Annotated in this window: 25 protein-coding genes; 10 read left to right on the top strand and 15 right to left on the bottom strand. The window is 71.3% G+C overall.

The genetic code is table 11. From position 1 onward, the window contains the following. Positions 1-122 precede the first annotated feature (122 nt). Positions 123-3,419 (top strand): S8 family peptidase, encoded by a 3,297-nt coding sequence (locus ACYVPE_RS06115; protein ID WP_461032367.1) that lies wholly within the window; start codon positions 123-125, stop codon positions 3,417-3,419. Positions 3,420-3,465: 46 nt separating this feature from the next. Here the strand turns inward: ACYVPE_RS06115 and pstB are convergent, their stop codons facing one another. The 4 genes from pstB to pstS are packed head-to-tail and all read right to left on the bottom strand — an operon-like array spanning position 3,466 to position 7,459. Next, complete coding sequence (gene pstB, locus ACYVPE_RS06110; protein WP_461032366.1) at positions 3,466-4,248, bottom strand: phosphate ABC transporter ATP-binding protein PstB; 783 nt, start codon at positions 4,246-4,248, stop codon at positions 3,466-3,468. Between the two features lie 22 nt (positions 4,249-4,270). Beyond that, positions 4,271-5,347, bottom strand: a complete 1,077-nt coding sequence (pstA, locus tag ACYVPE_RS06105) for a phosphate ABC transporter permease PstA (protein ID WP_461032365.1) — start codon at positions 5,345-5,347, stop codon at positions 4,271-4,273. Further along, a complete protein-coding gene (pstC, locus tag ACYVPE_RS06100; RefSeq protein ID WP_461032364.1) occupies positions 5,344-6,315 on the bottom strand; it encodes a phosphate ABC transporter permease subunit PstC in 972 nt (323 codons plus the stop codon). Before pstC ends, pstA begins: the two co-directional genes overlap by 4 nt. A gap of 34 nt (positions 6,316-6,349) precedes the next feature. After that, the gene (gene pstS / locus ACYVPE_RS06095; protein WP_461032363.1) at positions 6,350-7,459 is read right to left on the bottom strand and encodes a phosphate ABC transporter substrate-binding protein PstS; all 1,110 of its coding nucleotides are present in this window, start codon (positions 7,457-7,459) and stop codon (positions 6,350-6,352) included. A 115-nt stretch (positions 7,460-7,574) separates the two neighbouring features. Here pstS and ACYVPE_RS06090 point away from each other — a divergent pair, with 115 nt between their 5' ends. Beyond that, positions 7,575-7,931 (top strand): metal-sensitive transcriptional regulator, encoded by a 357-nt coding sequence (locus ACYVPE_RS06090; protein WP_461032362.1) that lies wholly within the window; start codon positions 7,575-7,577, stop codon positions 7,929-7,931. Between the two features lie 41 nt (positions 7,932-7,972). On the opposite strand, the gene ACYVPE_RS06085 is transcribed toward ACYVPE_RS06090, so the two are convergent. After that, the gene (locus ACYVPE_RS06085) at positions 7,973-8,809 is read right to left on the bottom strand and encodes a hypothetical protein (protein ID WP_461032361.1); all 837 of its coding nucleotides are present in this window, start codon (positions 8,807-8,809) and stop codon (positions 7,973-7,975) included. Positions 8,810-8,891: 82 nt separating this feature from the next. On the opposite strand from ACYVPE_RS06085, the gene ACYVPE_RS06080 reads away from it, so the two are divergent. Next, positions 8,892-9,083 (top strand): hypothetical protein, encoded by a 192-nt coding sequence (locus tag ACYVPE_RS06080; RefSeq protein WP_461032360.1) that lies wholly within the window; start codon positions 8,892-8,894, stop codon positions 9,081-9,083. A gap of 63 nt (positions 9,084-9,146) precedes the next feature. On the opposite strand, the gene ACYVPE_RS06075 is transcribed toward ACYVPE_RS06080, so the two are convergent. From ACYVPE_RS06075 to ACYVPE_RS06045, 7 genes are all read right to left on the bottom strand, one after another. Further along, positions 9,147-9,902, bottom strand: a complete 756-nt coding sequence (locus tag ACYVPE_RS06075) for a phosphatase PAP2 family protein (protein WP_461032359.1) — start codon at positions 9,900-9,902, stop codon at positions 9,147-9,149. A 196-nt stretch (positions 9,903-10,098) separates the two neighbouring features. Next, on the bottom strand, positions 10,099-11,091 hold the full coding sequence (locus tag ACYVPE_RS06070; RefSeq protein ID WP_461032358.1) for a C40 family peptidase: 993 nt from the start codon (positions 11,089-11,091) through the stop codon (positions 10,099-10,101). Positions 11,092-11,130: 39 nt separating this feature from the next. After that, the gene (locus ACYVPE_RS06065) at positions 11,131-12,765 is read right to left on the bottom strand and encodes a serine/threonine-protein kinase (protein WP_461032357.1); all 1,635 of its coding nucleotides are present in this window, start codon (positions 12,763-12,765) and stop codon (positions 11,131-11,133) included. A 28-nt stretch (positions 12,766-12,793) separates the two neighbouring features. Further along, positions 12,794-13,330 carry a hypothetical protein gene (locus ACYVPE_RS06060; RefSeq protein WP_461032356.1) on the bottom strand — a complete coding sequence of 179 codons (537 nt, stop codon included), beginning with the start codon at positions 13,328-13,330 and terminating at the stop codon, positions 12,794-12,796. Next, a complete protein-coding gene (locus tag ACYVPE_RS06055; protein WP_461032355.1) occupies positions 13,327-13,599 on the bottom strand; it encodes a helix-turn-helix transcriptional regulator in 273 nt (90 codons plus the stop codon). The genes ACYVPE_RS06060 and ACYVPE_RS06055 overlap by 4 nt, the downstream gene beginning before the upstream one ends. A gap of 46 nt (positions 13,600-13,645) precedes the next feature. Further along, positions 13,646-13,885, bottom strand: coding sequence for a hypothetical protein (locus tag ACYVPE_RS06050; protein ID WP_461032354.1), 240 nt, complete (start codon positions 13,883-13,885; stop codon positions 13,646-13,648). Positions 13,886-13,971: 86 nt separating this feature from the next. Continuing rightward, complete coding sequence (locus ACYVPE_RS06045; RefSeq protein ID WP_461032353.1) at positions 13,972-14,403, bottom strand: ATP-binding protein; 432 nt, start codon at positions 14,401-14,403, stop codon at positions 13,972-13,974. Positions 14,404-14,523: 120 nt separating this feature from the next. Here ACYVPE_RS06045 and ACYVPE_RS06040 point away from each other — a divergent pair, with 120 nt between their 5' ends. Both ACYVPE_RS06040 and ACYVPE_RS06035 read left to right on the top strand, forming a co-directional pair. Continuing rightward, positions 14,524-15,375 (top strand): Scr1 family TA system antitoxin-like transcriptional regulator, encoded by an 852-nt coding sequence (locus tag ACYVPE_RS06040; RefSeq protein WP_461032352.1) that lies wholly within the window; start codon positions 14,524-14,526, stop codon positions 15,373-15,375. Between the two features lie 9 nt (positions 15,376-15,384). After that, positions 15,385-15,573 (top strand): DUF397 domain-containing protein, encoded by a 189-nt coding sequence (locus tag ACYVPE_RS06035; protein WP_461032351.1) that lies wholly within the window; start codon positions 15,385-15,387, stop codon positions 15,571-15,573. Here ACYVPE_RS06035 and ACYVPE_RS06030 read toward each other — a convergent pair. Further along, positions 15,570-15,806 (bottom strand): hypothetical protein, encoded by a 237-nt coding sequence (locus ACYVPE_RS06030; protein WP_461032350.1) that lies wholly within the window; start codon positions 15,804-15,806, stop codon positions 15,570-15,572. The two genes, ACYVPE_RS06035 and ACYVPE_RS06030, sit on opposite strands and share 4 nt — an antisense overlap. 206 nt (positions 15,807-16,012) lie before the next feature. On the opposite strand from ACYVPE_RS06030, the gene ACYVPE_RS06025 reads away from it, so the two are divergent. The 4 genes from ACYVPE_RS06025 to ACYVPE_RS06010 are packed head-to-tail and all read left to right on the top strand — an operon-like array spanning position 16,013 to position 18,406. Continuing rightward, on the top strand, positions 16,013-16,321 hold the full coding sequence (locus ACYVPE_RS06025; protein ID WP_461032349.1) for a hypothetical protein: 309 nt from the start codon (positions 16,013-16,015) through the stop codon (positions 16,319-16,321). 3 nt (positions 16,322-16,324) lie between these two features. Beyond that, a complete protein-coding gene (locus ACYVPE_RS06020; RefSeq protein ID WP_461032348.1) occupies positions 16,325-17,461 on the top strand; it encodes a PQQ-dependent sugar dehydrogenase in 1,137 nt (378 codons plus the stop codon). A gap of 20 nt (positions 17,462-17,481) precedes the next feature. Beyond that, the gene (locus ACYVPE_RS06015; protein WP_461032347.1) at positions 17,482-17,739 is read left to right on the top strand and encodes a DUF397 domain-containing protein; all 258 of its coding nucleotides are present in this window, start codon (positions 17,482-17,484) and stop codon (positions 17,737-17,739) included. Between the two features lie 58 nt (positions 17,740-17,797). Continuing rightward, on the top strand, positions 17,798-18,406 hold the full coding sequence (locus ACYVPE_RS06010; RefSeq protein ID WP_461032346.1) for a Uma2 family endonuclease: 609 nt from the start codon (positions 17,798-17,800) through the stop codon (positions 18,404-18,406). Positions 18,407-18,422: 16 nt separating this feature from the next. On the opposite strand, the gene mqnP is transcribed toward ACYVPE_RS06010, so the two are convergent. Both mqnP and ACYVPE_RS06000 read right to left on the bottom strand, forming a co-directional pair. Continuing rightward, positions 18,423-19,334: a menaquinone biosynthesis prenyltransferase MqnP gene (gene mqnP, locus ACYVPE_RS06005; RefSeq protein ID WP_461032345.1), complete on the bottom strand. Its 912-nt coding sequence runs from the start codon at positions 19,332-19,334 to the stop codon at positions 18,423-18,425. Beyond that, complete coding sequence (locus ACYVPE_RS06000; RefSeq protein WP_461032344.1) at positions 19,331-20,782, bottom strand: menaquinone biosynthesis decarboxylase; 1,452 nt, start codon at positions 20,780-20,782, stop codon at positions 19,331-19,333. The genes mqnP and ACYVPE_RS06000 overlap by 4 nt, the downstream gene beginning before the upstream one ends. An 87-nt stretch (positions 20,783-20,869) precedes the next feature. Here ACYVPE_RS06000 and ACYVPE_RS05995 point away from each other — a divergent pair, with 87 nt between their 5' ends. Beyond that, on the top strand, positions 20,870-21,292 hold the full coding sequence (locus ACYVPE_RS05995; RefSeq protein ID WP_461032343.1) for a PLD nuclease N-terminal domain-containing protein: 423 nt from the start codon (positions 20,870-20,872) through the stop codon (positions 21,290-21,292). Positions 21,293-21,349 lie beyond the last annotated feature (57 nt).

Genomic DNA, 21,349 nt, shown 5'->3' with positions numbered 1-21,349 from the left:
CGCGGAACCCACGGAAGGCACACGCGACCCACACGGATCGCGAAGTAACACCTCCCGCCCCATCGGACAACTGCCTTCGACAGGGGACACGGGAGCCCCACTCCACCTACAGAGGAGACCAGTTGAGAAAGCGAACACAGCGATCGCGCGCTGCCGTCGTCGCCTGCGCGGCGGTGGCCGCCGCCCTGACCGGGGGGTTAACGGCGCCGGCGACGGCGTCGGACGGGCTGTCCGGCGGCACGTTCGGCCGGTCGGCCGAGCAGGGCCGGGGCGGCGAGCGGATCGCGCTGATCACCGGTGACCAGGTCATCGTCGACGCCGACGGCGGGGTCACCGGCCTGATCCGCGCCGAGGGCCGGGAGAACATCCCCGTCCAGCTGCTCGAGATCGACGGCGCCACCCATGTCATCCCGGCCGACGCGCAGCGGCTGATAGCCGACGGCGCCCTGGACCGGCGGCTGTTCAACGTCACCGAGCTGAGCCGCGACGAGTACCGGCAGCGGGACGGCCTCGGCGTCATCGTCACCTACACCGGCGAACGGCAGGCCAACCTGCTGCGCACCCAGGACGACGACGCCACCCCGCTCGACGCCGTCAACGGCGAAGCACTGACCGTGGCCGACGACGAGCTCGCCGGCCTGTGGAACACACTCACCCAGCCCACCGGCGACACCCAGCGACTGGCCGCCGCACCGCGCGTCGAGTCCATCGCGCTGGACGGCCACGTCCAGGCGACCCTCGACACCAGCGTCCCGCAGATCGGCGCCCCCGAGGCGTGGGAGAACGGCTACGACGGCGAGGGCACCACCATCGCCGTCCTCGACACCGGCATCAGCGCCAACCACGAGGACGTCACCCCCCAGGTCGTCGCGGAGCAGAACTTCTCCGACGCGGACGACACCGACGACCACTTCGGGCACGGCACCCACGTCGCCTCCATCGCCGCCGGCACCGGCGCGCACTCGGGCGGCACCTACACCGGTGTCGCGCCCGGCGCCCGCCTCCTGAACGGCAAGGTGCTCGACGACACGGGCGGCGGCTGGGAGTCCGACATCATCGAGGGCATGGAGTGGGCCGTCGAACAGGGCGCCGACATCATCAACATGTCTCTGGGCGGGCCGGAGTCGACGACGGTCGACCCGATGGAGGAGGCCGTCAACACCCTCTCCGCCTCCTCCGACGCGCTGTTCGTGATCGCCGCCGGCAACTCGGGGCCGGGGGAGAACACCCTCGGTTCCCCCGGCACCGCCGACGCGGCCCTGACCGTGGGCGCCGTCGACAAGCAGGACCAACTCGCCGACTTCTCCTCCGTCGGCGGTCGACTCCGCGACGCCGCCGTCAAACCCGACGTCACCGCGCCGGGCGTCGACATCGGCGCCGCCGCCTCCCCGGGCAGCATCATCGAGGCCGACGGCACCCCCGTCGCCGACGGCTACGTCGCCATCTCCGGCACCTCCATGGCCACCCCACACGTCGCCGGCGCCGCCGCCATCCTCGCCCAGGCCCACCCCGACTGGACCGGCGAACAGCTCAAGGCCGCCCTCACCGGCTCCGCCGTCTCCACCGGCGACTACACGGCCAACCAGCAGGGCACGGGCCGGATCGACATCCCCGCCGCCCTCGCGCAGACCGTCATCGCCGAGACCCCGTCGCTGAACTTCGGCATCGTGCCCTTCCCGCACGACGACGCGGAGCCGGTCACCGAGGAGCTGACCTACCGCAACCTCGGCGACCAGGACATCACCCTCGACCTCTCGTTCGAGGGCCGCGCCCCCGACGGCTCCGCCGCACCCGAGGGCGTCTTCACCCTCGGCGCCGACCAGGTCACCGTCCCCGCCGGCTCCACCGCCACCGTCCCCGTCACCGCCGACACCACGACCGGCGACCAGTACGGCGCCTACACCCTGCACGTCACCGCCACCGGCGACGAGCAGACGGTGCGCACCTCGGGCGCCGTCCTCCGCGAGGAGGAGAAGTTCGACCTCACCATCGAGGTCACAGGCCGCGACGACCAGCCGACCGCCGACTGGGACGCCGTGCTGATGGGCCTCGACGACGCCGGGTTCCTCGACGTGTCCGGCGGGGAGGACGGCACGGCCACGGCGCGGCTGCCCGAGGGGCGGTACTACCTACAGACCATCGTCTTCACCGGGGGCGAGGAAACGAACGGCCTCGACCTGCTGTTGCGGCCCGATGTCGAGCTCACCGAGGACACCACGGTCACCGTGGACGCCAACGACGCCAGGCCGATCGAGCTGACCAGCCCGGACTCCGCGGCCGAGCAGACCGACCTGAGCCTCTACTACGACATCGAGACCGAGGAGACCGCCCTCTCCGCGGCGTGGTGGGTCGGCTCGCTGGGGAACGAGTTCCGCACGGCGCAGGTCGGTGACGTCCCGGACGATGTCGCGTTCTCGGCCAGCGTGGCCACCACCTGGGTCAACGACGACCGCGAGTACTACCTGACGGACAGCAGGGAGGGCTCGTTCTACACCGGCCTGCGCAGGCAGGTGAGCTCCGAGGAACTGGCCCAGATCACCACCCACCAGGGTGCCTCACTGCCGGACCGGTACGGCTTCCTGATGATCGGCCCGGCGGACGGCGGGGCCTCGGCCACGGCCACGCAACTGCCCCGCACCACCGAGGTGTTCGTGCAGACGTCGGCCGGCCCCTGGGTCCAGGAGCTCTGGCAGGTCGACTCCGAGTACAACGACGAGGCCTACTACGTGACCGGGCCCGTCGACTACGAGGCCGGCGAGACCTACGAGACCACCTTCAACGTGGGTGTCTTCGGCCCGGCGATCAACGACGGCCAGGGCCTGTTCCGGGCCGGGAACGAGCTGTTCGGCATCGTCAACCTGTTCGCCGACAGCGCGGGCCACACCGGTGACAGCCTGTTCGACTCCGCCTCGACCACCGTCTACCGGAACGGCGAGGAGTACGCGACGGCCGCCGACTACCTCGACTGGGTGAGCTTCGAACTGCCCGACGACGAGGCCGAGTACGAGGTGGTCACCACCGCCAACCGGGACGGCATCGGCGCCTCGGTGACCACCGAGGTCACCGCCTCCTACACCTTCACCTCGGCCAACCCCGGCGAGGACGAGCAGGTGCGACTCCCCGCCAGCGCCATCCGGTTCACCCCGGAACTGGCCCTCGACTCCACCGCCCCGGCGGGCGAGTCCTTCCAGGTTCCGGTGACCGTGCAGGGCTCGGCCACCGGTGACAACCTCGGCTCGCTGACCGTCTCCGTCTCCCACGACGGCGGCGAGACCTGGACCGAGACCCCGGTCCAGGACGGCACCATCACCGTCACCAACCCGGCCGCCGGAGGCACCGTCTCCTTCCAGGCCGAAGCCGTCGACACCCAGGGCAACACCACCACCCAGACCATCATCGACGCCTACCGCACCAGCTGACTCCCACCCGCGCCCGGCCCGCCACGGCGGGCCGGGCGCCCCGGCCTCAGCCGAAGCGTCCTGAGATGTAGTCCTCGGTGGCCGGCACGGACGGGTTGGAGAATATCTTCGCCGTCGCGTCCACCTCGATCAGCCGGCCGGGCTCCCCCACCTTCGCCAGGTTGAAGAACGCCGTCCGGTCCGAGACCCGCGCCGCCTGCTGCATGTTGTGGGTGACGATCACGATGGTGTACTCGGCCTTGAGCTTGGCGATCAGGTCCTCGATCGCCAGCGTGGAGATCGGGTCGAGCGCCGAGCACGGCTCGTCCATCAGCAGCACGTCGGGCGCGACCGCCGTGGCCCTGGCGATGCACAGCCGCTGCTGCTGGCCGCCGGAGAGCCCGGAGCCCGACTTGTGCAGCCGGTCCTTGACCTCGTTCCACAGGTTGGCGTCCCGCAGGTTCTTCTCCACGACGGCGTCCAGCTCGGACTTCCGCATCCGCCGGCCCCCGTAGAGCCGGAGCCCGGACGCCACGTTGTCGTAGACCGACATGGTGGGGAACGGGTTCGGCCGCTGGAACACCATGCCGATGGTGCGCCGCACCGCCACCGGGTCGACCCCGGGCCCGTACAGGTCCTCGTTGTCGAGCTGGACCTTGCCCTCGACCCGGCCGCCTGGCGTCACCTCGTGCATCCGGTTGAGGGTGCGCAGAAACGTGGACTTCCCGCAGCCGGACGGGCCGATGAAGGCCGTCACGGCCTGGGGCTCCACGTGCAGCGTGATGTCCTCGATCGCCTTGTGGGTGCCGTAGTAGGCGGTCAGCCCGCTGACGTCGATGCGCTTGGCCATCTGCCCGGCCTCTCCCTTCCGCTCAGCGGTCCGACTTCGGTGCCTTCCAGCGTGCCACGGCCCTGGCCGCGAGGTTCAGCAGCATCACGAAGGCGATCAGCACCAGCGCCGCCGCCCAGGCCCGGTCGTAGGACGACGCGGTGCCGGCCCCCCACTGCTCGTAGACGTAGAGCGGCAGCGAGGACTGGGCGCCCTGGAACGGGTTGGCGTTGATCATCGCGTTGCCGAAGACCAGCAGGATGATCGGCGCGGTCTCGCCGGCGATCCTGGCCAGCGCCAGCATCACCCCGGTGGTGATGCCGCCGAGCGCGGTGGGCAGCACCACCTTGACGATGGTGCGCCACTTCGGCACCCCGAGCGCCAGCGACGCCTCGCGCAGCTCCTCGGGCACCAGCTTCAGCATCTCCTCGGTGGACCGCACCACGATCGGCATCATCAGCACCGCGAGCGCCAGGGCGCCGGCGAGGCCCGAGTAGCCGAAGCCGAGCGTCATGATCCACAGGCTGAGGACGAACAGGCCGGCCACGATCGACGGGATGCCGGTCATGACGTCCACGAAGAAGGTGATCGCCCGCGCCAGCCGGCCGCGCCCGTACTCCACCAGGTAGATCGCGGTGAGCAGGCCGATCGGGATGGCCAGCACCGAGGCGATCAGCACCTGCTGCACGGTGCCGAGCAGCGCGTGGTAGACGCCGCCGCCCGACTGCCAGCTCAGCACCCCGTTCATCGAGTGGCTCAGGAAGTGCCAGCTGATGCCGGACACCCCCTGCGACACCGTCTCCCAGACCAGCGCCGCGAGCGGCAGCACGGCGACCGCGAAGCACGCCCACACCAGCAGCGCCGCCAGCCGGTCGACGGCCAGCCGCCGGCCCTCTATCGCGTAGGTCAGCGCGAAGGTGGTCGAGACGAACAGCACGCCGGCGATCAGCCCCCACTGCACCCGGCTGCTGAGCCCGGCGACCAGGCCGACGCCGATGCCGAAGGAGAGCGAGCCCACCAGCACCGCGCCCAGCGCCCAGCGGGGCAGCCTGGTCGGGCGGAGCACCGGCCTGGCCACCGGCGGCGGCGCGGCGGCGGTGGCCACCGTGGGCCCGCTCATCCGGCGTTCCCCGCGTACTCGCGGCGCCTGGCGATGATCAGCCGGGCGGCGCCGTTGACCAGCAGCGTCAGCACGAACAGCACGAGACCCGAGGCGATCAGCGCGTCCCGGCCCATCGAGGTGGCCTCCTTGAACTGGCTGGCGATGTTCTGCGCGAAGGTGCCGCCGCCGGACTCCAGCAGGCTGGCGTTGATCAGGAAGCTGGGCGAGAGCACGGTCGCCACCGCCATCGTCTCACCGAGCGCCCGGCCGAGCCCGAGCATCGTGGCGCTGATGATCCCGGAGCGGCCGAAGGGCAGCACCGTGGTGGTGATCACCTCCCAGCGGGTGGCGCCGAGCGCCAGCGCCGCCTCCTGGTGGGCGCGGGGCGTCTGCCGGAAGATCTCCCGGGTGACGCTGGTGATGATCGGCAGGATCATGATCGCGAGCAGGATGCCGACGCTCATCAGCGACCTGGCCGGCGTGCCGTTGTAGGAGAGGATCCCGGTCCAGCCGAAGACGTGGTCGAGCCACTCGTAGAAGCCGGTCAGCCGCGGCACCAGGTAGAGCGCGCCCCACAGGCCGTAGACGATGCTGGGCACGGCGGCCAGCAGGTCGACCAGGTAGCCGATCGGGGCGGCAAGACGGCGCGGCGCGTAGTGCGAGATGAACAGCGCGATCCCCACGGCCACCGGCATCGCGAGCACTATGGCGATCAGCGAGCTGACCACGGTGCCGAACAACAGCACCGCGATGCCGAAGACCGGCGGGTGGCTGTTGGCCTCCCATTCGAAGGTGGTGAGGAAGTTCCCCTCGTCCCGGCTGATCGCGACGACGGCGCGGATCGTCAGGAAGACCGCGATCGCCGCCATGATCAGGAGCAGCGTGATGCCGGAGCCCTTGGCGAGCCCGCTGAACACGCGGTCGCCAAGGCGCACGGGGCCGGCGCGCCCGGGGCGCGTGCCGTCGCCGGCGTTCGCGGGGTCCACGCTTCCTCGACTCCTCGGCTCAGGCCACGGCAGCTCAGGCCATGGCGTCGATGCGCTGGCGTACCTGGTCGATGATCGGGCCGGAGATCGGCGCGTAGTCGATCCTGGCGAGCGCCCGCTGTCCCTCCTCGCTCGCGGCGTAGCCGAGGAACGCCCTTGTCAGCCCGACGCTGCCCGGTTCGTTGCCCCGGTCGCAGGCGATCTCGTAGGTGACGAGGACGATCGGGTAGACGTCCGCGGCGCGCGCCCGGTAGTCGAACTCCAGGGCGAGGTCGCCGTGTTCCCCGACCACCCTGGCCCGGTCGACGGCGCCCGCGGCGTTCTCCACGGTGGCGGCCACCGGGCGCTCGGCGCCGGTGTCGAGCCGGACGGTGCTGATCTCGTTACGGTGCGCGAAGGACAGCTCGAAGTAGGCGATCGCGCCCTCGTTCTGCTGCACCTGCCCCACAAGACCCGAGGAGCCGTCGGCGGCCTGGCCGCCGCGGCCGGCCCACGCCTTGTCCGGCTCGTGCGGCCAGGAGTCGGGCGCGGCGGCCCGCAGGTAGCTGGTGAAGTTCTCGGTGGTGCCCGAGCCGTCGGAGCGGTGGAACGGGGTGATCGGGGCGTCCGGCAGCCTGGCGTCCGGGTTGAGCCGCTGGATCGCCGGATTGTTCCAGCGCGTGATGCGGGAGTCGAAGATCCGGGCCAGCGCGTCCGGGTCGAGCACCAGGTCTTCGACGCCCGGCAGGTGGTAGCCGATGGCGATCGGCCCCGCGACTATCGGCAGGTTCACCGCCCGCCCGCCGCCCCGGCACACGGAGCGTGACTCCTCGATCTCCTCGGGGTCGAGCGCCGTGTCGGAACCCGCGAAGGCCGTGTTCCCCTGGAGGAACTCCTGGACCCCGGCACCCGAGCCGGTGGCCTTGTAGTTGACCTGGCTGCCCGCACAATTGGTCTGGTAGGTGTTCACCCAGACCTCCATGGCGTTGGCCTGGGCCGAGGATCCGGAGGCGAGCAGGGTGCCGTGGGGGCCACAGCGAAGATCGTCGAGGGAGAAGTCGAGGGCGCCGGGAATGCCGGAGTTGTCGTCCGACCCGCAGCTGGTGAGGGACAGCGCGCCGACCAGCGCACCCGTCAGCGCGACGGAGCCGAGGCGTAGCTTCACTCTCGCTCAGTCCCTTCCCTCGGCCGTTCGTACCCTACTGCCCGGCCCCGGCCCGGCCCAGCGCCGATTCGTTACGCTATACCCATCAGGGGTATAAGAGCCGGAAGGCAACACTATGACCACCATCGACGCGACCTCCGCCGAAACGCAGGGTGAGGGCGCCACCGCGACCGACGCCCACCCGGTGGGCCCACACGGCTACAGCAAGGACAAGGACTCGCACCTCAAACGGCTGCGCCGGATCGAGGGCCAGGTCCGTGGCCTGCAGCGGATGGTCGACGAGGACGTCTACTGCATCGACATACTCACCCAGGTGTCGGCCTCCACCAAGGCCCTGCAGTCCTTCGCGCTCCAGCTGCTCGAGGAGCACCTGCGGCACTGCGTGGCGCACGCCGCCCAGGAGGGTGGGCCCGAGATCGACGCCAAGGTCGAGGAGGCCACCGCCGCGATCGCCCGCCTGCTGCGCACCTGACGCGCCTGACGCGCCGGCCGGCCGGGCCGCCGGGCCGCCGGCTACTCGATGGTGCCGGTGTAGACCTGGCCTGGCTCCGGCAGCTCCACCCGCACCGGGGCGCCGAAGTCGTGCAGCAGCACGGTGGACGCCACGTCCACCGACGCCCCGCCCCTGGCGAAGCTGAACTGGTGGCGGATCTTGCGCGGCAACCCCTGGTCGTCGAGATACGCGTCGAACGGCACCTCGGTGTCCGTGAAGCCGTCCACCGCCGCCGCCAGCTGCTCGCCGGCCGCGCCGGGCGCCGCCTCGGCCGCGGCCGCGATGTCGGTCACCCCCCGGTAGTGCCGCAGCGTCTCCCCGTCGACCTCGGTGAACCCCAGGTCGGCGGCGTAGGAGACGCCGCGCAGCAGCTCGACCGCGGTGATCGGATCGGTGGCGCCGCCCGTGACCACGTTGCCGTCCGGGAGGGTGGTGACGTCGACCCGCACCCACTTGTCGGCCGGCACCCCCGCGCCCCGGTTCTTCATGTACAGCTCGCCGGCGACGAACACCTCGGTTACCGGCTCGCCCTCGGGCAGCGAGATCCGCAGCAGCCCCCGCCGTTCGGCGTAGTCGAATCCGCCTTCTCCGTGAATCGTGATCCAGGTGCCGCCCGAGGCCATCCGCATGTCGGTGGTGGCCTGCGAACTCCCGCTCTCCGCAAGGACTTCCGGCACCTGCCTGACCGCCTCCGCGGCCTGCCGCCGCGCCGCGCCGTCCGCCGCGGCGCCGGTGCCGGAGCACCCGGAGAGGGCGCTCGTGAGCACGGCGGAGAGCAGCCCCACACAGCCGGCGAGCCTGGTGCGCGCCGTGATTCCCGTGATGGTTCCCGTGGTGGCCGCCCTGGTCTGCCCCATGGTCTGCCGACACCCCCAGCACCTGGTCGCCTCGGAGTCGTATGACCTAACGAGACCCGGGGGTGGCCGTTACGGTGGTGTGGTGCACGACCAGTGTGAGAACGAGGAACCGTCGACCGGCGGGCCGACGTTGGTGGAGCATCAGGTCACACTCAACGAGCGCGGGCCCTTCGTCGCCCCGCGGTGCAGTTGCGGCTGGTACGGGCCGGCCCGCCGCTCCAGGCCACTGGCCAGATCGGAGGCCGCCGCGCACGAGGCGGCGCCCTCCGCGTAGGCCGCGGTCCGCACCGCGCGTTCCGCGGCGCCCCGGGATGGTGTGCGGCGGCTGGGGATCGGATCAGGCGGCGAGGCCCGACCCGGACGGCGTCGGCCGTGGCTCGGGCCGGCCCACGGCGCCGTCCTCGGTCGGCGCCTGCTCCCTCGACGCGACCCCCGCCTCCGCCGGCCTCCCGGTCCCACCCCGCACGTTCGGCGCGCTCCGCGCGCCTTCCGCGGCCAGCCAGCCGAAGGCCCTGGTGTGCGACGCGGCCCGCACCAACGGGGTGAGCGCCGCCATCGCCAGCGGCGCCAGCAGCAGCGCCACCGCCATCCCGAGGGCGAAGCCGCCGACCACGTCGGTCGGGTAGTGCACGGCGACGAAGACCCGGGCGAAGCCCTGGGTGAGCGCGAGCGCGAAGGCGATCAGGCCGAGGACCCGGTGCACGAGGAAGAGCGCCACGGCGATGGCCATGGCCGCGCTCGCGTGATCGCTGACGAAGGACCAGCCGTGCTTCCCCTCCACCAGCACGTCGAGGTCGGGATGGTCGACGAAGGGTCTGGGCCGGGCCACGAACTCGCTGATCGGGATGTTGACCAGCCGCGCCACACCGGCCGCCGCGCCCGCCCACAGCACCCCCGCCACCGCGGTCGGCGCGTCGGGACGCCGCCGGACCAGCAGCCAGCCGACCACGACGAGCAGCACGAGCGCCACCGGGATGCCCCACTCGCCGACGAACGAGACGAGGCTCCTGCCCCATCCGGGCAGCCGGCCGGCGAGGTCGTTGATCTGGTAGAGGATGTCCAACTCGACGTCGGGGTTATCGAGTCCAACCATGTGCCGTTGCGGCCCCTTCGTGCTGTGGGGGGACCCTGTCAAGGCTGACAGGGCTGAGGAGCCCCTGTTCCGGTACAGGTAACGCCAACTACATCCCCCAGAGTGCCGGGGTGCATCGAAAGATCACCACAGCGTTATCGAACAGCAACGGATTGCCCAGTTGAGCCCGAGGCCATCACGCGGCGCGACGGCGGCGTCACCCTGCCGTGGGGCGGGTCGCCCCAAAGTAATCCTGGGAATCAATCGGGTCAAAGCGGATCGTGGCTCCCGTGTACGGGGCGTTGATCATGTACCCGCCGCCGACATAGATGCCGACATGGTGAATGCTCCGAGAATCCTGGAGATCATACGCGAAGAACACGAGGTCCCCGGGCAGCAGCTCCGAACGCGCCGGGTGCGGACCGGAGTTCCACTGGTCGTTGGCGACCCGCGGCAGCTCTATCCCGACCGACTCGAAGGCCGCCAACGTCAGCCCCGAACAGTCGAACCGCCCGTCCTGCTCGGGCGTGCCGTTCCCACCCCACAGGTACGGCGTCCCCAGGTGCTCCTGCGCGAAGTTCACCGCCCCGGCCGCCTGCTCGATCGGCGGCAGCCCGCCACCGCCACCCGCCTCCTCGACGGGCGCGGCGAAACTGGCCTCCGCCTCGCGGATGATGCGGACGTAGTTCTGGGTCTCCTCGATCTGCGGCACGCCACCGGCCTGGATCACCCGGTACGGCCCGGCGTTGTAGGCGGCCAGCATGTTGTCCGCCGGGTCGCCCGGCACGCCCCGCAGCTGCGCGGCCAGCGCGCAGTCGTACGTGGCCGCCGCCGGGATCGCGTCCTCGGGGTCCCAGATGTCGGCCGTGCCGTCCCCGTTGGCGTCGAAGCCGTAGGCGGCCCAGGTGCTCGGGATGAACTGCGCGATGCCCCGGGCGTCGGCGTGGCTCACCACGTCCGGCTGCCAGCCGCTCTCCTGGTTGAGCTGCGCCGCGAGCAGGGCGGGCGACAGTTCCGGGCAGAGGTTCCCCCACTGCTGCACCAGCCCGGCGTACTCGGCGGGCACCGAGTTGCGGGCGAGTTGGCCGCCCCCCTGCCGCCCGCCGCCCAGCAGCCCGGCGGCGGCGCCGTAGACGCCCACGACCAGCAGTGCCATGAAGAAGGCGAGGCCGCCGAAGCCGACACCGGCCCAGAGCACGACCCGTCGCATCACCGCAACCACCCTCCCGCGTCGGGCACTTGCCCGTGCTCACTCCACGGTAAAGCCCGAACAGCCGATCCTCACATAGTCCTGTGGACCCGTCACGGCGTAGAAGAGCACCGTCCAGTCGCCCGGGTCGTTGGCCAGCGGGATCGCCCCGGGGAAGTCGTCCGGATAGCTCAACTGCACGTGGCCCCCGTCCTCCCCGACGTCGCGCGCGTCGCTGATGTACCCGAGGGACAGGTTCGGGAAGAGCCCCCCCTCGGACGGTCGGCCCGTACCCGGGTCGATCTCGTGCGGCGGTTTGACGGTCGCGGTGACGAAGAACGGCGATTCCAGCGGGCCGAAGTCATCGTTGTGCCCGAAGCTGATGGCGGCGTTCTCGCCGCCGCGGGCCACGTCGTACACCAGCTGCGCCTCGGTCGTGGCGTTCTCCCCGACGCACCCTCCGTCGGCCCAGTAGTCGCGCACGGGGTTGGTCTCCACGATGCGGGTGGGCGGTTCCTCCTCGCCACCGGTGTCTCCCGAGCCGCCCGAGTCGCTTCGGCCCGGGTCCGGACTCTCGGCGCCGCCGGCTCCCTCGGTGCCCTGGACGCCTGAGGACGTGGTTTCCTCGCCGCCGCCCGCGTCCCCGTCCTCGCCCTGACCGGCGTCGGCGCCGCCCGTGCCGCCCGTGCCGTCGTCCCTCGTACCGAGCCAGACCCCGACGGTGGTGAGGAGCGCCGCCACGGCCAGGCCGGTGCCCACCACCTGCCAGCGGCGGCCGCGGCCGCCGGTGGTCGGCCTGGTGGGGACGAGGCCGGCGGCCGTCGCCGTGGGGAGGTCGTGCGGCGCCGGCTCGCCGAGGTCGCCGAGGGCCCGGTAGGCCGGGAGGTCGGCCAGCGCCCAACTCACCGCGCAGCGGCGGATGACGTCCGCCGGCGCCGGCCGGTCGGCCGGCTCGCGGGCCACGCAGTCCCGGATCAGCGCCGCGAGGCCCGGGTGGACGCCGTCGACGTCGATCTCGCCGTGGACCACCCGGTAGCTGACGGCCGGCCACTCCCCGCCGCCGTAGGGCGCCCGGCCGGTGGCCGCGGTCGCCATCGTCGCGCCGAGCGCGAAGACGTCGGCCGCCGGCCCGGCCTCACCGCCGAGCAGCACCTCGGGCGCCGTGAACCCGGGCGTGCCTGGCGCCTGCCCGGTCCTGGTGAGCTGGGTCTGGTCGGCGGCCCGGGCGATCCCGAAGTCGATCAGCCGCGGCCCGTTCGGCGCCAGCATCACGTTGTGCGGCTTGAGGTCGCGGTGCACCACGCCCTGCGCGTGCACCGCCGCGAGCCCCTCGGCGAGCGCCGCGAAGAGCCCGGTGCACAGCTCGGGGGCCAGCGGCCCGTCCCGGAAGGCCCGCAGCAGTGTCGGCCCCGGCACGAACTCGGTGGCCAGCCAGTACGGCGGGGCGTCGAGCGAGGCGCTGATCAGGTTCGCGGTGAACGGGCTGCGCACCGCCCGCACGGTGGCCACCTCGCGGCGGAACCTGGCGAGCGCGCCGGGCTCGTCGGCGATGTCCTCCCTGATCACCTTGATCGCGGCCCTGGTGCCGCCGGGCGACCGGCCGAGGTACACCCGCCCCATCCCGCCGACGCCCAGCCGCGCCAGCAGCGTGAACTCCCCTATGGCCACCGGATCCTGGCCGCGCAGTGCTTCCACGGGCAGCCACTCTGCCCTATCCGGGCGCTCAGGCGGAGGCTGCCACCGGGTCGTCGTCGGCCGGCTCGTCGGGCGTGCGGAGCATGGCGGTCCACAGCGGCAGCAGCCAGTGCGTGAGCCCGAGGCCGAACAGGGCGACCAGCAGCACCTCGACGGAGACGCCTTCGCTGCCGTCGTCCGTCAGCAGGTGGAGGAGGCCGAGGCCGCCGACCGCGGCCAGCGTCAGCGAGAGCTGGGCCCGGTGCGCGACGGTGAACACCCGCCCACGCTCGGCGAGTTGCCGCTCGTCGAGGGCCCGCTCCCGGAGTTCGAGCAGGCCGCGGGTGGCGGAGTTGAGCACGCCGGTGCACACGCACCACAGCAGCACCAGCGGGATCACGAGGCCGATCAGCAGCGCCCCGTTGTCGCCGGCGAGCGGAAACGCCGCCGACGTGGCGGCGGTCAGCACGACGTGCGCCCCCGTCCACGCCCGCCGCCGCCCGCGGCCGGCGTGCAGGCTCCTGGCCTCCTCCCGGTTCATCACGCGGAGCATGGCCTCGTCGTACCTGGTCGTCCGGGCGCTCATGCGGCCCCCCCTTGGTTCGGTGTGTGCGAAGTGCCGCCGTAGACCTCGTCGGTGAGCGGCCGGAACGGATCGAGCGAGAACAACGCCTCCACCGGGAGCGTGAAGTACGCGGCGATCCGCAGGGCCAGGTCGAGGCTCGGGTTGTACTGCCCGCGCTCGATGTGCCCGATCGTCTGGTAGTGCGCGCCGACGGCCTCCGCCAACGCCCGCCGCGTGACGCTCCGCTCGGCACGCACCACCGAGAGTCTGTTGTGGACCTTATCGCTCATGTATAAGAAGTACTACATCTAACAGCGTCTTCGCTACCCCTGCCTCTCAGTGAGAGGTGAACGTGACGCTGACGACCTGCTCGTCCGTCGCCTGCACCGCGTCGCCGGGAGCGAGCTGCTGCGCCGGAGTCGAAGCCCCCTCGACGTACAACTGGGCGTTGTACCCGGTGTCGTTCTGGATCGTGCCCTGCCCGTCGAGCGGGTAGGTCCGGCCGGGCTCGGGGTTCTGGATGACCTGGTCCGGGCTGTCCTGGGTCGTGTACAGGGTGAGTGCCTCGCCTGCCATGGGTTTCTCCCTCTCCTCAGGAGTGGTGGGGTCTCACGAGACGCCCGAGTACCCGAGGCCGGCGGCCCGAAGCGGGCTCGCGCCGGTCACGGGGCCCCAGGGCCGAGCTCGGCCCAGAGCGCCTTGCCGGCGCCGGGCATGGCGTACTGCCCCCAGTCGACGGCCAGCGCCGCCACGATCAGCAGCCCCCGCCCCGATTCGACGTCGTCCGCCGGCCGGGCCGGGCGCAGAGGCGCCCACCCCGGCCCGTCGTCCCAGACGGTGAGCCGCAGCCGCCCCCGCACGGCGAACCACGCCACGCGGAACGCGAGCGGCCCGCGGCCGTGTTGGACGGCGTTCGTGACCAGCTCACTGACGACGAGTTCGGCCGGCTCGGCCAGCTCCGGCAGGCCGTAGGCCATGACGGCACCGGCCGCCGACGCCCGGCACAACCGCGGCGCGCGATCGTCGGGATGGAGGTGGACGCTGACCTCCCAGTCACGGAGACAGCGGCTCGGCTGCGTCAGCGGAACGGTCATGGGCGCGGGACCCCCTTGCCACGAACGGTGGTTGACTGGGCACTAACCGTAGGGCGCGACAAGGGCTAATGGCTACTGAACACCTGGCCTATTGCTCGCAGCGAGGAAGGGAGAAAGAACATGCCGCCACGCAGTGTGCCGACCGCCCGTCAGCGTCGCCTGGGCGCTGAGCTGCGGAAACTTCGCGACGCCGCGAGTCTGTCCACCACTGATGCGGCGCTTCGGCTCAAGATCTCGCAGTCCCGACTCAGTGCCATCGAAGGGGGGCGCTATGGAGTGAGCGCGGAGCGCGTCCGCGCATTCGTGCGCACCTACGGCAGTTACGACGCCGAGCTGGCCAACGCACTCGCCGCCATGCCTGCGACTCGGCGCCGCAACTGGTGGGACGAGTACCGGGACTACCTTCCCAGTGGGCTGCTCGACCTGACCGAACTCGAACACCATGCCCGCTCGATCCGCACCGCCCAGGTGACGCACCTGCCCGGCCTGCTCCAGACCGTGGACTACGCGCGCACGATCTTCCGCCAGTCGATCCCGGAACTACCGCCGCCCATGGTGGAGTTCCGGACGTCTCACCGGATCAAACGCCAGCAGATCCTCTGGGCGGACACCCCCACGCCCTACACCGCCACCGTTCATGAGGCCGCGCTGCGGATGCGGTTCGGCGGGCCCGAGACCACCAGCGCGCAGCTCACCCACCTCGTCGAGATGAGCGAACGCGACCACGTCACGGTGCGGGTCATCCCGTTCGAGGCCGGCATCTTCCCGGGCGCCGGGCAGACCGTGCTCTACGCCGAGGGACCGGTCCCACAGCTGGACACGGTCCAACTGGACACCGAGCATGGATCGGAACAGTTGCACTCGGATGCGCAACTCGCCAAGTATCGAACGTTCCTTGAACGCTTCGAGGCGATAGCGCTCACTCCCCGTGCTTCCAGGGACTTCGTCCACCGGATCGTCAAGACGCTGTGAGGAGCGGACGTGCGCCCGACCGAGCCGCCGAGCTGGCAGAAGTCGTCGTTCAGCAGCGAGGGCAACAACTGCCTGGAAGTCGCCGCCGCGCCGCGCGGCGGGGCCGTGCTCCTCCGGGAGTCGGACGAGCCGGACACCGTCCTCCGGGCCACGCCCGCCCGGCTCCGCGCGCTGCTTGCGACGGTTCGGCGGGCCTAGAGCACGCAGTACACGCTGAAGTGCTCGGCCGGCGGTGCCGAGGCCGTGTGGCCTGGGTCGATCTGGTCGGTGGGGGCCGAGTCGCCGTGGGTGTACAGCTGCAACGGGACGTCCGTGTTGTTCTGGACCGTGCCGTCGCCCTCCAGCTCGTAGGTCTGGCCGGGCAGGGGGTTCTCGATGACCCGGTCCGGGCCGTCCTCGCGTGACCAGAGGATCGTGTCGGTGACTGCCATCTCTTCGTCTCCCGGGGTTCGGGGCCTGTCACGAGACGGCCGGGTACCCGCCCGCAGGGATCCGAACCCTCACGAAACCGGCGCGGCGTTTACTCGACTTCGCTCGCCTGGCCGGAATCCGCCCGGTCGTGGCCGCACTTCTGTCACCCGGGCGTGGCAGAATCCGAGAAGGAGTGGTTTGAACGGCAGTTGGGCGGTGAGGTCGGGTGTTCCTGGCAGCTGAGACGGAAGACATCAACGAGATCATCGGCGGCATCGCCCCGAACTGGGGGCCCTTCGCGCAGGTCGGCGACCAGGCGCGGACGATGATCCAGGTGATCATGGCGCTGGCCATCCTGATCTGCATGGCGATCGCCATCTGGGGCGCGGCCAAGCAGCGGATCGGGTCGACGGCGATGCGGGACAGTTTCAGCGCCGAGCAGGGCAAGGGGCTGATCGTCGCCGGGCTCACCGGGATCTTCATCATCGGTTCGCTCGGCACGCTGTTCACGATCATCTACGGGATGGCCATCTAGCGCATGCGTACGCGGGCTCGGGCGGTAGCGGCAGCCATCGCCGTCGTGCTGTGCGGGGGGTGCGCCTTCGGGCCCGCCGCCGACCACGCGGAGCGGCTCGGCGTGGCCGAGGGCCCCGCCCAGCCGACGCCCACGCCCGGCGGCGAGGAGCCGCCGTCCGGCGAGGACCCCGGCGGGGAGCCCACCGAGCAGCCGCCGATTGTGAGCGAGCCGGCGCCGCCCACCGGCACGGCGGAGATCACCGGCACGGTGGCCGAGGGCCTGCCGAACGTCTGCTGCGCCGTCACGCTGCCGGACGGCGGCCTGCTGGTCGGCGAGTCCGGCAGCGGCACGATCCGCCGGATCGCGCCGGACGGCACCATCACCGAGGTCGGCACCGCGCCCGGCGCCGCCGGCTTGGTCGGCCTGGCCGTCGAGCCCGGATTCGCCGGCGAGGACGGCTGGCTCTATCTCTCCTACACCACGTCCTCCGGGGTCCGGGTGGCCCGCCACACCTTCACGGGTTCGGCCGCGCCAAGCGCCCAACTGGGCGCCACTTCGGACTGGTTGATCGACGACCCGATCCCGGGCGGCGGAACGCTGGCCTTCGGCCCCGACGGGATGCTCTACGTCGGCACGGGGGTCGGCGGGCAGCCGGCGCTCGGCACGGATCCGGAGTCGCTCGGCGGCAAGATCCTGCGGATCGAGCCCGACGGCGGCATCCCGGCGGACAACCCCTTCCCTGACTCCCCGGTCTACGCGCTGGGCCACGGCGAGGTGGCCGGTCTCGCCTGGGACGAGGCCGGCCGGCTGTGGTCGCTCGACGTCGTCCCGGGCGAGACCGGTACCACCGAGCTGAACGCGATCGTTCCTGGCCAGGGTTACGAGGCCGGTGGGGTACCGCCCGTCTTCACCTGGCCGGCCATCGAGGCCGCGCCGCAGGGCCTGGCGTTCGGCGCCGGCTCGCTCTGGTCGCCGGACACGCGGCGGTCCGCGCTGTGGCGTATCCCGCTGGACGGCACGGAGTTGACGGCCGATCCGGCCCCGCTGCTCGACGGCGGCGAGCTGGCCGACCCGCGCGTCGCGCTGTCGGCGGCGGAGGGCCCCGGCCTCCTCGACCTGCTGGACGGCGACACCGTGCTGCGGATCAACGTAACCTGAGCCCCGGAAGGAGCGCGCACGTGCCGAGAATCACCCTGGAAGAGGCCGAGAAGCTGGAGTGGATCCAGGCCCCGGTCGAGGACGGCAGCGACGAGCACTGCTTCGAGGTGGCGGCCGGCGAGGGCGACCTGATCCACATCCGCCAGACCGACGACCTCGCCAAGATCGTCACCACCACCCGCGCCAAGTGGGACGCCTTCGTCCTCGGCGTCCAGAACAACGAGTTCGACCACTTCGTGGAGGACGTCCCCCCGCCGGGCACACCGCCGGTCGGGTGACTTTCGGATCTGTGTGTCGTTGACACGGCAGCGCCCCGTCGGAATCGACCATAGGAGCATGCCGATGCCAGCAACCGTGTTGGAGGTTCCAGTGAGCGGCGTCATCGAAGAACGAGACCCCGGCCTGGAGCTGTACGAACGCATGGAACCGATTGAGGGCTTCACCATGGAATACCTCGGTGGAGCGCTGGTCATGATGGCCACGCCCAACACCATCCACAACCGGATCGTGGATCTGATCCGCGAGTGCTTTCCACGATCGGATTTCCAACCGTGGCATGACCAGGCCGTGGCCATCACCGAGTCGAACGACCGTCCCGATCCAGACCTCACCATCACACACGCGGACCACGCCGACGACTACTTCAGGGCCATCCCGTCCGAACTGGTGCTCCTGGTGCTGGAGGTCGTCTCCACCACCAGGGGGGCCAAGATCCGTGACTACCAGGAGAAGCCCGCGATCTACGCCCAGGGCGGCATCCCGGTCTATCTACTGATCGACCCGAACAACGGCACCTGGCTGTTGCACACCGAGCCGGCGCCCGAGAAGGCCGAGTACCGCGCGCTGCACAAGGGCGACTTCGGCGAGCCCGTGGAACTCCCTGCCCCATTGAGCGGAGTCCTCGTTCCCACCGACCGGTTCCGGCGCTACCCGCAGGACCTCTGACCCTGCCGACGGGCCGTCAGATCCCCAGCCCTCGCACCGCCAGGTCGGCCAGCGTGAAGGCGAACAGCGAGATCCCCACGAAGCCGTTGACGGTGAAGAAGGCGCGGTTCAGGCGGGAGAGGTCGGTCGGGCGGACCAGGGAGTGTTCGTAGGCGAAGGCGCCGGCGACCACCGCGAGGCCGGTCCAGAAGAGCGGGCCGGCTTCGGTCAGGGCCGCGTAGAGGGCGAGGAGCGCCAGCGTGAGGACGTGGCAGGCGCGGGCGCCGTTCAACGCGCCGGCGATGCCGAAGCGGGCGGGGACGGAGCGGACGCCGTTCTCGCGGTCGGCCGCCACGTCCTGGCAGGCGTAGATCAGGTCGAAGCCGCCGATCCACAGGCCGACGGCCGCGCCGAGCACCACCGCCTCCCAGGACCAGGCGCCGGTGACGGCGAGCCAGCCGCCGACCGGGCCCATCGCCTGGGCGAGGCCGAGGATGGCGTGTGGGAAGTCCGTGAACCGCTTGCCGTACGGGTAGACGACCATCGGCACCACGGCGAGCGGCGCCAGGGCCAGGCAGAGCGGGTTGAGCAGGGCAGCCGAGCCGAGGAAGACGGCGAGGGCGATCAGCGCGCCCGTCCAGCCGGCCCGCACCGAGACGGCGCCGGTGACGAGTTCGCGGCGCGCGGTGCGCGGGTTGCGGGCGTCGATCTCGCGGTCGATGATCCGGTTGGCGGCCATCGCGAACGTCCGCAGGCCGACCATGCAGACGGTGACCAGGAGCAGGGTGTCCCACTCGATGACCTCGGCCGGCCGGTCCACCAGCATCGCGGTGAGCGTGGCGATGTAGGCGAACGGCAGCGCGAAGACCGAGTGTTCGATCATCACCACCCGCAGGAAGGCCCGCACCGAGCCGCCCGCGGCGGCCGGTCGGGGCGCGACGGCGGTCACAGCCCGTACTCCTTCCAACGGCCGGTCACGAGATCGGCGACGGCCGGGTCCGAGCGCACCATCTCGGGCCAGCCGCCGTCCCTGGTGTAGCCCTCCTCGGGCCACTTGGCGGTGGCGTCGATGCCCGCCTTGCCGCCCCAGAACTGCTGGTAGGAGGCGTGGTCGAGGTGGTCGACAGGGCCTTCGGTGAGCAGCAGGTCGCGGGCGTAGTCCACGTTGCCGAGCGCCCGCCAGGCGACCTCGTGCAGGTCGTGCACGTCGCAGTCGGAGTCGACGACGACGATCAGCTTGGTGAGCGACATCATGTGCGCCCCCCAGACCGCGGACATCACCTTCTGCGCGTGCTTCGGGTACTTCTTGTCGATCGAGATGATCGCGCAGTTGTGGAAGCCGCCGGCCTCCGGCAGGTGGTAGTCGACGATGTCCGGGATGATGACCTTGAGGAGGGGGAGGAAGAACCGCTCGGTGGCCCGGCCCAACGGGCCGTCCTCGGTGGGCGGGCGGCCGACCACGATCGACTGGAAGACGGGGTCGCGGCGCATCGTGACGCACTCGACGTCGAGGGCGGGGAACGGCTCCTGCGGCGTGTAGAAGCCGGTGTGGTCGCCGAACGGGCCCTCGGGCAGCATCCGTCCGGGCTCCAGCCAGCCCTCGACGACGACCTCGGCGCGGGCCGGCACCTGGAGCGGCACGGACACGCAGTCGACCAGTTCGACGCGCTTGCCCTGGAGGTAGCCGGCGAACAGGTACTCGTCGATGTCGCCGGGCAGCGGGGCCGTCGACGCGTAGGTGACGGCGGGCGGGCAGCCGAAGGCGATGGCGACCGGCAGCCGCTCGCCGCGCCGGGCGGCGACCTGGTAGTGGTTGCGGCTGTCCTTGTGGATCTGCCAGTGCATGCCGATGGTGCGGCGGTCGTGGCGCTGGAGCCGGTAGAGGCCCAGGTTCCGCACCCCGGACTCCGGGTCCCTGGTGTGGGTGAGGCCGAGGTTGAAGAACGAGCCGCCGTCCTCCGGCCAGGTGAACAGCGCGGGCAGCGCGTCGAGATCGACGTCGTCGCCCTTGAGGACGACCTCCTGCACCGGCGCGCTCTTCACCTTCTTCGGCGGCACGTGCGCCACCGAGGCGAGCTTGCCGAACGCCTCGCGCACGCCGACGAAGCCGTGCGGCAGTTCGGGCTTGAGCAGCGCGCCGATCCGCTCGCTGATCTCCTGGTAGGAGGAGAGGCCGAGCGCCTTCAGCAGCCGGCGGTCGGTGCCGTAGACGTTCATCGCCAGCGGCAGCTTCGAGCCCTTGACGTTCTCGAAGAGCAGGGCGGGCCCGCCGGCCTTGTTCACCCGGTCGGTGATCTCGCCCACCTCGAGGTGCGGATCGACCTCCGCCCGGACCCGCTTGAGGTCGCCATCTCGTTCGAGAGCCTTCAGCAGGCCACGGAGGTCGTCGTACGCCATGCCGCTCAGTATTGCCGACGCATTACCCTGGGCTTAGTCAGGGGCCCGATATCCGAGGCCCGACCCGTTCCGTCCAGGGGGACTACCATGCTGAGGGTGCTGCTGTTTCTGGTACCGCTGGCGTTGACCATCTTCGCCCTGGTCGACTGCATCAGCTCCAAGGACGAGGACGTCAGGCACCTGCCCAAGGTGGCCTGGATCCTGCTGATCGTGATCGCCTGGGTCATCGGCCCGATCACCTGGATCCTGATCGGTCGCAGGCGCGGCGCCGCCGCGGCCGGCGGGGGTGGTGGCGGTGGCCGTGGCCGCCGCTCGGGTGGCGGCTGGGTCGCGCCCGACGACAACCCGGAGTTCCTGCGCTCGCTCGACGACGACCAGCGGCGCGAGGAGAACGAGAAGGACCGCGAGCTCCTGGAGAACTGGGAAGAGGACCTGCGCCGTCGCGAGGACGAGCTGCGGCAGAAGGACGACGACGAGAACCCGCCGTCGTCGGGTCCCAAGGACCGCTGAGCGGAAGCCCGTATCACGGAACACCACGGAGAGGGCCCCCGCCGAAGCTGGTTCGGC

The organism is Streptomyces mayteni, from assembly GCF_054783955.1.
The sequence above is the reverse complement of the archived record's forward strand: the minus strand, read 5'-3'. Positions and strand labels throughout refer to the sequence as shown.

Coding starts and splice junctions, on each gene's coding strand:
- ACYVPE_RS06055 (WP_461032355.1), bottom strand. CDS start 13,599: ATGAGCGATAAGGTCCACAACAGACTCTCGGTGGTGCGTGCCGAGCGG.
- ACYVPE_RS06060 (WP_461032356.1), bottom strand. CDS start 13,330: ATGAGCGCCCGGACGACCAGGTACGACGAGGCCATGCTCCGCGTGATG.
- ACYVPE_RS06020 (WP_461032348.1), top strand. CDS start 16,325: ATGCGTACGCGGGCTCGGGCGGTAGCGGCAGCCATCGCCGTCGTGCTG.
- ACYVPE_RS06040 (WP_461032352.1), top strand. CDS start 14,524: ATGCCGCCACGCAGTGTGCCGACCGCCCGTCAGCGTCGCCTGGGCGCT.
- ACYVPE_RS06075 (WP_461032359.1), bottom strand. CDS start 9,902: ATGGTTGGACTCGATAACCCCGACGTCGAGTTGGACATCCTCTACCAG.
- ACYVPE_RS06010 (WP_461032346.1), top strand. CDS start 17,798: ATGCCGATGCCAGCAACCGTGTTGGAGGTTCCAGTGAGCGGCGTCATC.
- ACYVPE_RS05995 (WP_461032343.1), top strand. CDS start 20,870: ATGCTGAGGGTGCTGCTGTTTCTGGTACCGCTGGCGTTGACCATCTTC.
- ACYVPE_RS06070 (WP_461032358.1), bottom strand. CDS start 11,091: ATGCGACGGGTCGTGCTCTGGGCCGGTGTCGGCTTCGGCGGCCTCGCC.
- ACYVPE_RS06030 (WP_461032350.1), bottom strand. CDS start 15,806: ATGGCAGTCACCGACACGATCCTCTGGTCACGCGAGGACGGCCCGGAC.
- pstB (WP_461032366.1), bottom strand. CDS start 4,248: ATGGCCAAGCGCATCGACGTCAGCGGGCTGACCGCCTACTACGGCACC.
- ACYVPE_RS06050 (WP_461032354.1), bottom strand. CDS start 13,885: ATGGCAGGCGAGGCACTCACCCTGTACACGACCCAGGACAGCCCGGAC.
- pstA (WP_461032365.1), bottom strand. CDS start 5,347: ATGAGCGGGCCCACGGTGGCCACCGCCGCCGCGCCGCCGCCGGTGGCC.
- ACYVPE_RS06045 (WP_461032353.1), bottom strand. CDS start 14,403: ATGACCGTTCCGCTGACGCAGCCGAGCCGCTGTCTCCGTGACTGGGAG.
- ACYVPE_RS06090 (WP_461032362.1), top strand. CDS start 7,575: ATGACCACCATCGACGCGACCTCCGCCGAAACGCAGGGTGAGGGCGCC.
- ACYVPE_RS06085 (WP_461032361.1), bottom strand. CDS start 8,809: ATGGGGCAGACCAGGGCGGCCACCACGGGAACCATCACGGGAATCACG.
- ACYVPE_RS06000 (WP_461032344.1), bottom strand. CDS start 20,782: ATGGCGTACGACGACCTCCGTGGCCTGCTGAAGGCTCTCGAACGAGAT.